The sequence below is a fragment of the Aquimarina addita genome, assembly GCF_039539305.1.
Lineage (GTDB): Bacteria > Bacteroidota > Bacteroidia > Flavobacteriales > Flavobacteriaceae > Aquimarina > Aquimarina addita.
In genome coordinates this window covers 14,207-28,530 of the sequence record NZ_BAABCW010000020.1, presented here as the reverse complement: position 1 = coordinate 28,530, position 14,324 = coordinate 14,207, and the positions used below count along the sequence as shown (strand labels likewise).

Sequence of the window (14,324 nt, the reverse complement as noted above, 5' to 3'; positions counted from 1 at the left end):
TATGACCATCAATAATTTTATCGAAAAACTAAAAATTACTCCCTCAGAAATAGCATTCCAAGACACAATGCAAGTAATAGAAAGTTATTATAATTTTAAGCCAACTAAATTTAGCAATGGAGATTGTATAAATGAGGAAGGTCAAAATTCTGGTTCCTGTAAGTTGTTTTCTTTTGCAAAATTACACCAGTTAACAAAAGAAGAAACGTTATCATGTTTTGGAACCTATTATACTGATGTACTCGCGAGTCCTGAGGGAAAAGATCATCAAAATATTCGTAATTTTATGAGAGTAGGCTGGGAGGGAGTTTCTTTTGATCAGGATGCATTAATTAAAAAACAGGCTTGATTATGATTGTTTTCTATCATATTACTGTAACTTTTTTGTAGTATAAACTACATATATTACTAAAGAATCTAAAAACTTATATTATTTCTAAACCATTTGATTATACCATTATACTTGTTGCCATTGCTGTATTAATTCTGTGGTACATGCCATATCTGGGCATTATACAATATCCCTTTCATTTATTAGGTACCTGGTTTCATGAAATGGGTCATGGACTAACGGCTTTATTAGTGGGTGGTCATTTTCAGCATTTAGAAATTTATGAAAATGGTGGTGGTGTGGCGTATTCGTCTGTTAGTAATAGTTATATGCCCATATCAATTGCCAGAGCGTGCACTGCAGCAGGAGGACTGTTGGGTCCTGCTATTGTGGGTGCTATATTGATCGCATCAGCAAAATCTCACAAAAGCTCTATGCTTGCACTCAGGATTTTAATAGGTGTCATTATCATATCACTGATTATCTGGATTAGATCTTTCTGGGGTATTGCTGTTATGAGTGTTTTTGCAGCACTACTATTTATCATCACACTTTTTAAAAGTAGGAGATTAGAAGTAATCACTATTATGTTTTTAGGATTACAATCTGTTTTGAGCACCTATTTACAATTAAACTATTTGTTTACAAAACAATTTGAAAAAGATGGTGCGATCCAGATTTCAGATACGCAAGCAATTGCAGAAAATACTGTTGGCACCTACTGGATGTGGGCCGTATTCATTATTATTATAAGTGTCTATTTGCTTTGGAAAAGTTTTCGTTTTTATTTTAGAAAATAATAGTCTTATGGTTACTACCACCCATCTAATACACATTGTAATGTATAAGGTTCTGTTTCTGATAAAGGTATTTCTTCTAGGTTATCTCCTAGATAATTACCGCTAGCAAATCCTGTAACATCATTAAATCGATAAGACCAACAAAACCTAAGATTAGGATGATCCTCAGAATAGGTTACCAGATTATCAACTAACACGGCATTATCAAACTCAGTAAATGATAAGAAATATCCATAAAACTTATTACGACGTACATCAGCATCAGCACTTTTATACATATACATACCACAGCTATTACACACATTATCGTGTACATAGGTAACAAGACTATGCCCCTTATCTCCTCCTCCTGAGTATTGAATATATCCTAACCTTCCGTTTTCAGATCCATCCACCATGGTAATTGTATTTCTAGCGATAATATTATGAGTTCTATGCCAACTCACGATAGGTCCATCTACATATGTACTACCATCTCCCTGCTCCATAACATTATCTAGGATAAACACATTTTTACCACTAGTATTGACAATATCACCTCCTGTATTGTGATGAAAATAATTATTCTGGATTAGTATGTCCTCATCTACCCGGCCAGCACCTTCAATATCAATACCAAATTGTGGAGCAGTACCATTAATATGATGTATTTCATTATCGGTTATTTTAATGCGCACACCTCCCACAACAGAAATCCCCTGACGTCTATTATTATAGATAGTGTTATTGGTAAAAGTAACATCATTAGACTCTAATATCAGTGAGCCATCCCCGGTTACACTATGAATTTCCATATTATCAACTAATACCTGATTACTGGTATTCCAGACACAAATACCATGACCTTCATCATGCGCTGTTTTTCCGTCGCTATCTCTTGGTGTTAAAATATGGGTATCTCTATCTCCTTTAATAACACCATCACGAATCGTAATGTTATCACCATTTAGACTAATCACACAGTAGTTCCATTTGTCATTAGTATCCATTTCTAACACAGCACCTTCACTAAACACAAATTCTGTATCTCCATGGAGTTCAATACCTCCTTGATAGTTATATGTTTTATCTTCACCAACCAAGTATTCACCGCTAGGCAATACAACACGACTGTATTGCTCCTCATGCGCCCAATCAATAGCCGCTTGTAAATTAGTAGTGGTCTTCAGTGGATCGGTTCCATTATTAGGGATATCCCATCGATCTAATTCAATAATATATTCCTGATCGTTAACGTTTACTGGTAATTGAACATCAAAAAGTACCACAGGTAATCCATCAGCATCTAATTCTTGCGGATCGGTTTCATTACCTGAATCATCCCCAGAATCATCACTAGAACAGGAGATAATCAAAATCAGGATAAAGAATCCTAAGTAATAAGGTATATTTTTCATAATTGAAACTATAATTAAATTAGCTATACGGATATAAGATATATAAAATTTAAGACATAAAAAAAGTAAACAACTCATTGATATTAAAATTATAACTTTTCCTTTTTTAAAATATATTGTAATCTTTTCTGATATACTTAAATCAATGGTTATATCCTTTAGCAAAAATTTATTGTAGACATATAAAAAGAGAATAGTAATACCTGCGATACCCATCATTAATGTATATGATGATAAAAATAAAGTGTTAAAAAAGCAATATATGTAAGAATAACCGCAGGCAATAAGGCTAAATAATAAGAACTGAAACTTACTAGAGATTCAAAAGTGAAAATTCTTTGTTTCATATATTAAAAAAAATTTATTAGCACATACATGCATATGATCATAAAAAAAAGCAAAATAAATATACCTGATAAATAATTCCTTCTGGCTATATCTTCAGAAATACTATACTCATAGATAGTATCTAAATTATAATTATCTTTATAAAACCGAAAAGTTCGTAATGTATGTTTATCTACCTTCTTTTTACTTCTTCCTTTCTTAGGGTTATTTAATTCCTTAGGGTCTATAAAAATAGTAATTGGCAAATGTTCCCAAGATTTTAACCTAACATCCATATAATCAGGAACCATATTTACAGAACTCACTCTTATAAATTTATCATACTCCTTATTGTAGAAAATAAAATAGTATTCTGTTATTTTAGTTCCTGCACCTCCCAAGGTATTAAAAAGAGCAAATTTTACAGTATCTGAAATCATTTCATCTATAGTCAACTTAAACTCTTTAAGCGATTTAATTCTCTTAGCCACTTTTCTCTTATAATAATTGCGTACAAATAATAAAACATAAAAAATGTAGATAATGCCTGGTATTAATCCTAAAAAAAACTCTGGTTTGATATCTAGGTCTTTTGTAAACACACTACCTATAATTATTGTTAAATTAGGAAGTAACAAGATCAAAGCAAAAGTGAACCCTACTTTTGTAAAAACATTAAGCTTACTATATCCTTTCATATCAAATTGGGGATAACCATGTTATAAAACCACTACCACTAATAAGATCTATTTCTGCCGCATTCGCTAAATCCTTTCGGGCACTTTCAGTAAACCAAGTGGAAACAAATGGTAAAAGTAGTGCTACTAAAGAAAATGATTCTATTTTTTTTCAATAGCTAATCTGTTTAACTAAATCATTTTACAGTTCTATAATATTCAAAAATTTCCCAATCTCTTAAGACATTGTGCGAGTATTTTTTTGATTTCTCTTTTATTTTAAAACCATGATTGACACATAATAGTGAAACAATTCTCTTCAACATATTTATTTCATGTTCCTCTCCATTTTGAATTTCATAAAGCCGAACTTTTTTACTGTCGAATTGAAAAATCAAAAATACTTGAGCATATGGCATTATAGTTGCTCTAATATCGTAAGAATAGAAGGAAACAAGTTGACTTTGATCGAAAGTCAATTTCTCCCCTTTTTCAAAATTAATTTTTATTGTCTTTCCATCTGACATATCAATGCTCACATCTTTTGTTAAAAATTTTTTATATCCATATATAAAAATGATAAAAATTAAAACTTGCCAATGATTCAAACTTGAATGTTTTCTGTTCCATTTAATGATATTTATACTGTATTAAAAAATACCCAGCATACATGCAAATGATCATAAAAAAAAATAAAATAAGCGTTCCTAAGAAATTATTTTTTCTAGCGATGTCCTCAGAAATACTATATCGATAGTTATTATCTATGTCATAAACCCCTTTATAAAATCTAAACGTTCTTAAGGTATTTTTGTTTATTTTTTTATACTCTTCCCTTTTTTGGAATTGTTAATATCTTTTGGATCTAAAAATACTCGGATGGTAGTATGTTCCCAAGATTTTAAAATGACTTCATTATAGCTAGGTTGCATTGCTACAGTACTAACCCGGATATATTTATCATATTCTTTATTGTAAAAGAGAAAATAATATTCTGTCAATTTAGAACTAACGCCCAAAGAATTAAAAAAGGCCTTTTGTACTTTTTTTGACACCATCTCATCGATAGTCAAAGTATATTCTACTAATGACTTAACTCTATTAGAAACCTTACTATTGAAATAGTATTGAACAAATAATAGAACAAATAATAAATATAAAGCTCCCGGTAATAAAAAAAGAAAAATCTCATGATCATATTCCATTGTTTCTGAGAAAAGCATACCTAAAATAACTATGATGGCGGGAAGCATTAGAAACAAGGACAATCCAAATCCAAACTTGATAAAAATGTTCCATTTAGTAAATTTTATCATAACTATATTGGCGATAGTGCATTAATAGAACCTCCAGCACTGGCAAGATCCATTTCTGCTGCCACAGCTAAATCCTTTCTAGCACTTTCTGTAAACCAAGTGGAAACAAATGGTAAAAGTAATGCTACTACAGAAAATGATTCTATTTTTTTACTTATTTTCAATCTATTCAATGAATTATCAAATCTTTATTTATACAAAAGACCATCTCAGGTCTATAAACAAAAATCCGCCTTAATTAAGTCCTCTCATATTTAAAAATTTCCCAGTCCTTAAAGAGAACATTAGAATATTTTTTGGACTTTTCTGTGATTTTAAATCCATAGTTGTGTTTCAATAAAGAAATAATTTCTTTCATCATATCAACCTCAAAATGCTCTCCATTTCCCAATTCAAAAAGACGGACTTTTTCTTCTTTAAATTCGAAAATCAAAAATATTTTAGCATTTTTAGCTACCCAACCTCCTGTATCATAAGAATAAAAAGCAACCAAGTCATTGATCTCAAAATTATACTTTTTCCCTTTTTGAAAATCAATTATAATCTTTTCCTCAGAGGTCATATCAATGGTTACATCCTTTAATAACATTTTATTATAAATAAATGCAAAAATTATTAGTATACCAAGCACACCCAACATTATCAAATAAGAAGACAAAAAGTATATAGTTAACAATGTTATGTAGATAAGAATAACCGTAGGAAAAAGGGCTAAATAATAAAAACTAAAACTAGCTAAAGATTCAAAATTAAATAATTTTTCTTTCATAAACATTTAGTTAGTAATTATTCAAACTTCCTTAAATAAGTGTAAAAGATGTTAGAATATTCCAAACGAATAATTTCTACTTACGACATCTCAAAGAATACCATAATCATAAACAGCCTCTAAATGACAAATCCAATGTTTTTTTCCTTAAAAAACATTTCAAAGCTACTTAATATTAAATAAAAATGGAATTATTTATACCTTTAATGGAGATATGTTTTCACTAAGAAACCAAAAAGATATACACAAACTATCATAAATGAATACATAAATAAAATTCCTAAAAAAATATTTTTACTGTCAAAGTATTCAGAAATACTATATTCATAATTATTTTCTAAATGATAAGAACCTCTATAAAAACGAAAAGTTCGTAATGTATGTCTATCTACCTTCTTTTTACTCTTTCCTTTTTTAGGATTGTTTAGTTCTTTAGGGTCTATAAAAATTGTAATAGGTAAATTTTCCCAAGATTTTAATATTACATCTTTATACTTAGGAGCTACCCCTAATAAACTTACTCTTATAAACTTATCATACTCTTTGTTATAAAAAATAAAATAATACTCTTCTATAGTAGAAGTAGTACTGCCAAATGTGCTTAATCTACCTATCTTTACAGTATCGGATATCATCTCATCAACTATCAATTCATATTTTTCTAATAATTTTAACTTTTTAGAAACTTGTGCTTCATAAAAAAATTTATTAATCAAAAAAACATAAAGTATATACACAATACTTGGTAAAAAAAGCATAAATACTTCTAATTTAAATTGTATATCATCTGAAAAAACTGCTAATAAAATAAAAAAAAATCCAGGAATCGTAAAAAAAAGAGAGATTACAAAACCTCCTCTAGTGGTAGCATTAAATTTGCTATATTTTTTCATACTATTGTGGAGTTGTAGTATTAATAGCACCTGTACTCTTTATAAGATCTGTTTCTGCTGCTATGGCTAAATCCCTACGTACGGTTTCAGAAAAGTAAGTAGCAACAAAAGGTAAAACCAAAGCTATCACTGAAAAAGATTCTATTTTTTTTCCAACAGCTAGTTTGTTAGAATTATTTGCTGCCGTCCTATTGGTACTCGCCTCAGATCTAACTTGTTCTTGGGTTAAACTTGTTCTCCCGTGTTCTTTTATGGCTCTTACTATTTCTGGATTTGTTTTTTGTAAGCCTCTAATGGTAGCTCTACGCTGTTGCCTACTCATTTTACTTAGTTTTTCATATATTTTTAGATGCTCGGTACTTACTCCTTTTTGTATCAAAGCCTTTCTGGCATCTCCCCAGTTCTTGTAACTAAATATATCATCAATATTCTCTGGATCACTTAAATCTCTAGTACTAGAATCTTTTACCCATTCGATATCTTCTAAATCATAGTTAAGAGGTCCTTCAACCTCGTTTAACCTTTGATAGCTTTCATTATCCTCAAACGACTCATTTCCCCGCATATATTCCTTTTGATAAGTTGTCGCTAAAGCTAATAATGGTGACCCTATAATTGTTCCTAAAAACAATCTAACTGCGGGTACTGCACTCTTGGTAACAATAGAGGTTCCAAAAAGAGAAGCTCCAGCAGAAGCAACGCCAAATCCAAAGAAGAAGGCAATGACCGAGTTTGCACCAATCTCCATCCTATTCCCAAAAGCAATATCTTCTGCTGCTTGCTGAGCCAATGCAGGGTCAAGGATCGGCATCAAAATTCCTGATTTACCACAAGTTAATATAGATACCTGAGTCAATGCAGGTTCTTTATCAAATTTAACCGTAGGATGACCAAGAGTCCAAGAACCTGCTGATAAGTTAGAAGTACATGCATGATTTATTTTAGAAGCGGTATAAGTAACAGCAGCTACTGCTATTGTAACCAATGCTATTGCACCTATAACCCATCCTATTGGATTAGAGAATACCAAAATACCAACAATCAATCCCGCCCCAAATGCCAAAATCGAACTAACTAAATTGACGGGTATTTTACACACCACATCTGTTTGGATGTTTTTATCTGCTACAGTAAGTAATCCCATTTTTTTACTTTTCTGTACAACTGTTATTTTTGATCTTGTCAAAATCAACTTACTTGGCGCCGCACTGGTCTGGTAGGTACAAACTACTGGTGTCTCATTTGGGATGTATTTTGCACTCATAGTTGCACTTGTTTAAGATTAAATTCTGTTGTAAACTCATAGTTATTTTTAACTTTTTCAGAAAATACTGCTCTCCCCTCACTTATAAAACCTGTTTTCTTATCAATGACATAAGAGAGCCTGTACATATATTCATATTCTGTAAAATTATACTCGACCATAGGTTTATAAAACTGATCATATTGCCGTATTAATTCATCTCTATCTAATTTTTCTCTCTGTAAAGTGCCTACTTTTCTTCTATGAATAAAATCATCATCTTCACTGACCGTAGTTTCTACAATATCAACCTCTACTTCGATATTTTGAAATATCTGAGACAGAAACTTTATTTTTTTATGCTCCGCTACATTCGATATGTCCACTAAATAAGTATCAAGAATCAAATGATAAAAAAGATTTTTATCGTAGGTTTTGATTAAATTCTCTTCTTTCCCGAATTCTGCATTACCACTATCAATAATATCCTGAGCTGCTTGTTCATTTACCTTTTTTAGCTCTACAAAAAAATCTGAATACTGTAATACGTCTTTTCTAAAACTAGTCCATGCATCCTGAATGGCTTCTAAATTTTGTATGCTTTGTATTTTTCCATTTGTATCTAGCTTCAATAAAACATTTTCTTTTACAAACTCCAGGTCTCTAAAAGAGTCCATCGCAATTTGAAAGTGCTTTGGTTCCGTTTTATACACATAATCTTCTAAAACAGAGTTCACCAAAATAGTATTATCCTTCTTTATAAACTCTGTAAGATATTCTTTCTTCATATCCGCATGGAATACCATGGACTTGTCGGTATGTGTAGTGTTTTTTTGCTCACAACGATACCGTATTTTATTCATCTCTTGCATTGGATTAAAAAAAGCATCATCATCAACTTTTATACTACTGGAAGGTGTAGATTCTTCATCATCCAATAAGAAACTCCATCTCTTTTTATCTGACATTCTATACTGTTTTAATTAGTTGATATCCACGTTAGATCCTATTATCTTGGCATTCCCATCAAGAAATACTTGACTACCATTAGCAGTAGTGTTTACCGTTTTACTTCCAGAAATTCCAATATTTTCTCCCAAAACTGCAACATTTTTACCTTTAATTTCTATAGTGCCATCTTTTGCTAATGCTATGGAACTTTCGCCTACAACGATCTGGAGCATTTCTTTTGCCCTGATCTCAACTTTTCCATCTTTATCCATGACCAAAACACTGGATTCTTCTCCCACATTAACCTCATACTTTTCATTCGCTTTTATTATAATCACACCTTTACCATCTAATTTAATACCTGCAGTACCTTTGTCAGTTATAGTAGTTGAACCTTCGTGATCATTAAGAACTACTTTATTACCACTACGTGATTGAATCGCTTTAATATCATTAGCTCCACTCTGAAAATTACCTGGTTGCGCCGCACCAGTATACATACATCCTATTACATAAGGACGTTCTGCATTACCTCCTTCAAAACCTATTAATACCTCTTCTTCTTTTTCTGGTATAAAATGAAAACCCTTATCACTACCTGCATGCGGAGATACCACTCGTAACCACGGAGTCAGTTCTCCATAGGGTTTCTGCCATGGAAACTGTACCTGTATTCTACTCATTCCATCAGGATCTACATTTTCTTTTACAGTCGCTACCTGAGATTCACTTTTGGGAAATGCCATCATATCTGTTTTAGGATAAACATCTAATGCTGCGGTGACTCCTTCGAACGTATTTTGATATTTGCCGTTTTCTGTCGCGGTATGCGTTACTTTAGTTATTCTAAAAGATCCATAGCTTGTCATCCCATCCTGAATGCTTACAATATCGCCTAGATTTACTCCTGGATTATCGCTTTGCCCTCTTATAATAACTTGCTTAGACTCCACTGCTTTCTTTTGTTGTTCTACATGGGTATCCAATCGCTTTTTTAATTGAGCATCTGTATATGAATTGATATATACTGATGTTTCTTTAGCATATAGCGTACTACTTTTTTCACTTGTAAATTGGTTAAAACCATTCACTCCAGTATTAATCTCTGAAGTTGATTTTTCATGCTGTTCATCTGTCAGATAGTCATTGGTGAAATACTTATATTTATTTGGTTTTGGAGCTAATTGCAGCGAGAATTCCTGCAAATCTATGCCATATCGTAAAGGAACAGTCTCTGAGGTAGCTTTTCCAAACACAAGCTTTTTTCCATCATAATAAAACCATTCACTGTATTGCGCTGCCAGACGACTGGCGTATTTATAAGAACTTTCGTTCTGTTGCACGCTATAATGTAAGGTATCTGTTTTTACGGGTGTAAAAGCAATTTCCAGTTTAGAAGTATCATATCCTTGAAATGTTTTAGCCAATATATCTGCTAACCCTACATCAGTATGTGATGCATAATGAGGTCCATCATCTGCTATAATAGAACTACTATTACCTACAATCTCTACCGTATCTCCTCCTGCATTCTGGAATCCCTTGGTAATATTAACAGAGGTTACTACACCTTTGAATTCTAATTTTTTATAGCTTTCTAAAGATCCCAATGCACCTATCTGCAAAATAAACGTTTCTCCCAGAAAGTTCTTTGTTTCTGCTGCGAGTTCTCCTGATAGATTTTCTAAAACGTCTGCACGACATACTAATCTAAAATCATGATGTAGATCAATTTCCTGATGTAATTTGAAGGATTTAAATGCAGTAATTGGAATACCATTTATAAAGATCTGTATACTTGATTGTAGTGCCATAAGTTATGAATTAGAAATTAGCAAGGGTTACTACAATTGTAAGCATTTTTCTCCTTTTTATCTATTGTTTTAGCTACCTATTCGATAGAATGCCAGAACTATAGGACAAACAGCCTTGATCCCTCTAAAACATACTAAATATTATATGAAAAAAAGGTGCAATTCCCCCTTATACCTATCTATTGTAGAAATAACCAAGATAATTTGACTTCTGAATTATTCAAGTCCTGGATTGGATAAGTATAAGAGATTATAAAAAAGTAACTCTATAAGTAACGTCTATTTTGATGTAACTTAGTTCTATAAATTATAATATTAAACCATTAATATAGGATTAATATATATTCATTTCCAATTCTTCTTTGCTGCGATCAACTGGTATATGCTAGGTTATTTAAAAACCTTATACCGTTCAAAATAGATAAATAAAAAACCCTCAGGCTAACTACTTCCTGAGGGTAAATTGAAACGAATTATAGTATTTAACACAAACTCAACTTATACTTAATTATGAATGTTTCAATTTTTTTTAAAAATGCGAATATAGGTGCTTATATTTACTAACCTTCTTAAAAAACATCTCTTAATCAATATTTAATGATGCCGCAACATCTGCTTAAAATCTTTGCGGTTCTATGATCAATTAATACTTCTACTTATATATTAGTAACTTAAGCAAGAATTTTGTTACCATATTATCAGCGATTTTTTCATAAAACTTATAAAAACATGCTTTATATTAATATTGTTTATCAAAATTCTTACTATCACACTATATTCTTAATCAAAATCCAATTAATTATAGGTTTATTATAACTACTCTACTGTTACATCAAAACTTACTTCTATGTCAGTTTCTCCACCAAAATCATCTCTGGTATCTCCTGTTTTGGTTGTTGGCTCATGAATTAAGAAAGCTCTAAGAATCCCAGTAGCTGCATCTCCTGTTGACCAATCTGTAGATATATTAATTGAAATATTATCTGCATCAACTACGTCATCTGCAGCAGCGACAAACGATAATTCATTAACTGTATTATCATAAAAAACATAATGCTCATCACTTTCATCTATTACTTCTTCTGTAATATCCTCAACATCAGATGGATCTGATTCATCTAAAAACTCGATAGCAAAATTATACGTCGTATTAGCAGATAGTGTGATATCATCTTGACTATCTGTTGTCCAGGTATATACCTCTGTATCTGTTGTACCACTTTCTGTTACAGATAACCTCACTGTGGTTATCGTTTCTTCTTCATTAATTACTTCTGGATCACTGTCATCATCACTACAAGAGGCAAATACCGTTACTAGTGTTACTATCAGTGCAAATCTTCTCATTACTTTTTTCATTGGTTTCAAAATTTAAAATTTATATTAAGTGTAAAATTTCTTCCTGTATTATCAGCATAAAAACGCTGTCTATTAAGATAATCTCTATACGTAGTGTCAAAAAGGTTTGTAATACTAACTCCTAGTGAGAGATCACTCTGGTTCAAAACGCTAAACCTATATGTTCCTATAAGATCAAATAAACTATATCCGTCTGGGGGAGTCGAGATATCAACTAAAGTGGTAACAAGTGCTCCGTTCTCAATAAACTCTGATTCAAAATTATTATCCGGATATCTTTGTTGCTTCAACACAGATGTATTTACCAATTTTACATCCCACATTGATTTTCTATATACGATCTCTGATCTAAAATTAGGAGACGGCATACTAATTAGTGGTTCATCATTAGTAGTATCCTGCCCATAGATATAGGAAAATGCTGTTTTAAAAGAAACTTGTTCTGTAATATCAATTCCATAGTCAATATCAATCCCGTATAATAAAGCGTCTGTTTGCTTATATTCCCATACAGGGAAAGAGCCTCTTATTGTAAAATCAATCCCTGTGGGCTCTAATAAAATGAAATCTTTGATACTACTTATATAAGGTGAAAGTGTCAGACGTCCTAAACCAAAAAAGTTTAAATGCTCACTACTCATTGAAAATTTTACTGCTGTTTCCTGATCAAAACGTAAATCCCCTAATTCAATGATGGCAGCACTATGATGTAACCCATCACTAAATAGCTCCACAGGATTGGGCGCACGATTTGCTATGGATACACTCATCAAAAATGAATTTTGTGCGCCATATTTATAATTCATACCACCAGATGCAGATATTGAACCATAATCAAAATCAGGATTTGTTAACCATTGATCTGTTTCATCTGCAATGATTAAATTAGCAAATTCTGTATCATAGCCCCGCTCTTCCCAAAAATCCTTTTCGTAGAATTTTTTAGCATTTATATTTACAAAATCGTATCGTATTCCGGCATCAGCTGTAAGGTGCTCGCTCAACGTAAATTCAGTAATAGCAAACACTCCCGCAGAAGTCTTTTGATAATCAGGAATAAGCCTCCGGATTCCTGTATCCGGGTTGGGAGTATTTTTTTGATAGGATACCTGAAATCCAACATTCTTTTTAAAGGTATCATTAGCATCAAACAAAAAAGAACTTTCCAGACTATGAGTAAATAATTCCAGATCAAGACTAGCTTTTCCCCTATCATCTCCTCTTCTGATATCAAATTCTTTTCTATTATTATACTGAAATGAATACTGAAGATTGAGTTTCCCAACTTTTTTAAATCTATGGTACCCTTTCAACTTAGCAAGATGATGTTGTGTTTCTTGTTTAGGTGCATCGATATCATATGTGAAATCATTAATTACTAAAGGAACATTACTATTAATAGCTCGTACCAAATCTCCCACATTACCGATATGTGAAGCTCTCAAGATACCTTGCGTAGCATTATAAAAACTATAATACCCTTCTATACCTTGTACAAAATTTGTTTTTCCAAAACCTACAGAAAAACTTTGTTCCTGATGCCCTGTGTTACTTAATATATAATCCGGAGCTTCACTATCTCCAAAATACTTAACAGTACCCTGAAATTTTGCACCCCATCCTTTTGTCAATCCAAGATTAAGTGCTGCATTAACACCGCCTCCACGACCATTACTACTAGCAAAAAACTGAGTTTTTCCAAAAACAGTATCAGCTAAAGTGGTAATTTTATTTTCTGCAATCACTACACCTCCTATTGCATTACCTCCATACTCTAAGGCACCTGCTCCTTTAATTACTTTGATATTAGTAAACGCATTGATATCCAAATTAGGTGCGTGTTCTTCTCCCCATTCCTGATCTTCCTGCCGTACACCATTATTAAGCATAATAATTCTACTACTATGTAATCCCTGAATTACCGGTTTTACAATCGTACTACCAGAGGTTAAAGTATTTACACCAGAAATCTCTTGTAATGCATCTCCAATAGATACATTATTATAACGATCCAATTGGCTCCTGGTCAGTTCACTTTCTGTCTGACTATTCGTTGTTTTTTTATGTCCTGATGTTTGTATATCCACTTCTTCTAAGTCTGTGTAATGATGTTCCAGATAAAAATCTTTTTTAGATAGGTTACTTAGGTTAATCGTTACTACCTGAGAATTACAATCTTCATGTGATATTGTAAAAGCGTATGCTACAGGACACAAACCAGATATAGTATAAGCACCTGAACTATTTGTTAACACAGTCTGATTATTGACTGTAACCGTAGCACCTTCCAGAGGTATTCCATCATGAAAATCAATCACACTACCAGAGAGGATCTGATTACATTCTTGTGCTGACAAGAAGTGGAGTCCCAGAAGAAACACGAATATCAACGCGTTTCTTTTCATTATTGAACAATAAATAAATTTGTAATTATAGTAATGGAGATA

At 32.0% G+C, this 14,324-nt stretch carries 14 protein-coding genes; 2 read left to right on the top strand and 12 right to left on the bottom strand.

Annotation, left to right across the window (positions count from 1 at the left end; all coding sequences use genetic code 11):
• Window position 1 precedes the first annotated feature (1 nt).
• Both ABD816_RS18245 and ABD816_RS18240 read left to right on the top strand, forming a co-directional pair.
• On the top strand, window positions 2-349 hold the full coding sequence (locus ABD816_RS18245; protein WP_344929828.1) for a HopJ type III effector protein: 348 nt from the start codon (window positions 2-4) through the stop codon (window positions 347-349).
• A 53-nt stretch (window positions 350-402) separates the two neighbouring features.
• Window positions 403-1,131 carry a M50 family metallopeptidase gene (locus tag ABD816_RS18240; protein WP_344929918.1) on the top strand — a complete coding sequence of 243 codons (729 nt, stop codon included), beginning with the start codon at window positions 403-405 and terminating at the stop codon, window positions 1,129-1,131.
• Window positions 1,132-1,145: 14 nt separating this feature from the next.
• Here the strand turns inward: ABD816_RS18240 and ABD816_RS18235 are convergent, their stop codons facing one another.
• From ABD816_RS18235 to ABD816_RS18180, 12 genes are all read right to left on the bottom strand, one after another.
• The gene (locus ABD816_RS18235) at window positions 1,146-2,528 is read right to left on the bottom strand and encodes a right-handed parallel beta-helix repeat-containing protein (protein WP_344929827.1); all 1,383 of its coding nucleotides are present in this window, start codon (window positions 2,526-2,528) and stop codon (window positions 1,146-1,148) included.
• Between the two features lie 350 nt (window positions 2,529-2,878).
• On the bottom strand, window positions 2,879-3,553 hold the full coding sequence (locus ABD816_RS18230) for a hypothetical protein (RefSeq protein WP_344929826.1): 675 nt from the start codon (window positions 3,551-3,553) through the stop codon (window positions 2,879-2,881).
• A 176-nt stretch (window positions 3,554-3,729) separates the two neighbouring features.
• Window positions 3,730-4,140, bottom strand: coding sequence for a hypothetical protein (locus tag ABD816_RS18225; protein ID WP_344929824.1), 411 nt, complete (start codon window positions 4,138-4,140; stop codon window positions 3,730-3,732).
• 207 nt (window positions 4,141-4,347) lie between these two features.
• The gene (locus ABD816_RS18220) at window positions 4,348-4,848 is read right to left on the bottom strand and encodes a hypothetical protein (protein ID WP_344929823.1); all 501 of its coding nucleotides are present in this window, start codon (window positions 4,846-4,848) and stop codon (window positions 4,348-4,350) included.
• 2 nt (window positions 4,849-4,850) lie between these two features.
• On the bottom strand, window positions 4,851-5,012 hold the full coding sequence (locus ABD816_RS18215) for a hypothetical protein (protein ID WP_344929822.1): 162 nt from the start codon (window positions 5,010-5,012) through the stop codon (window positions 4,851-4,853).
• 74 nt (window positions 5,013-5,086) lie between these two features.
• On the bottom strand, window positions 5,087-5,617 hold the full coding sequence (locus ABD816_RS18210) for a hypothetical protein (RefSeq protein ID WP_344929821.1): 531 nt from the start codon (window positions 5,615-5,617) through the stop codon (window positions 5,087-5,089).
• Window positions 5,618-5,820: 203 nt separating this feature from the next.
• The gene (locus ABD816_RS18205; protein WP_344929819.1) at window positions 5,821-6,510 is read right to left on the bottom strand and encodes a hypothetical protein; all 690 of its coding nucleotides are present in this window, start codon (window positions 6,508-6,510) and stop codon (window positions 5,821-5,823) included.
• A 1-nt stretch (window position 6,511) separates the two neighbouring features.
• Window positions 6,512-7,774 (bottom strand): hypothetical protein, encoded by a 1,263-nt coding sequence (locus tag ABD816_RS18200; RefSeq protein WP_344929818.1) that lies wholly within the window; start codon window positions 7,772-7,774, stop codon window positions 6,512-6,514.
• A complete protein-coding gene (locus ABD816_RS18195) occupies window positions 7,771-8,721 on the bottom strand; it encodes a hypothetical protein (protein ID WP_344929816.1) in 951 nt (316 codons plus the stop codon). The genes ABD816_RS18200 and ABD816_RS18195 overlap by 4 nt, the downstream gene beginning before the upstream one ends.
• A gap of 15 nt (window positions 8,722-8,736) precedes the next feature.
• Complete coding sequence (locus ABD816_RS18190) at window positions 8,737-10,518, bottom strand: type VI secretion system Vgr family protein (protein ID WP_344929814.1); 1,782 nt, start codon at window positions 10,516-10,518, stop codon at window positions 8,737-8,739.
• Window positions 10,519-11,334: 816 nt separating this feature from the next.
• Window positions 11,335-11,877, bottom strand: a complete 543-nt coding sequence (locus tag ABD816_RS18185; protein ID WP_344929812.1) for a type 1 periplasmic binding fold superfamily protein — start codon at window positions 11,875-11,877, stop codon at window positions 11,335-11,337.
• A gap of 5 nt (window positions 11,878-11,882) precedes the next feature.
• Complete coding sequence (locus tag ABD816_RS18180; RefSeq protein WP_344929810.1) at window positions 11,883-14,282, bottom strand: TonB-dependent receptor; 2,400 nt, start codon at window positions 14,280-14,282, stop codon at window positions 11,883-11,885.
• Window positions 14,283-14,324: the final 42 nt, after the last annotated feature.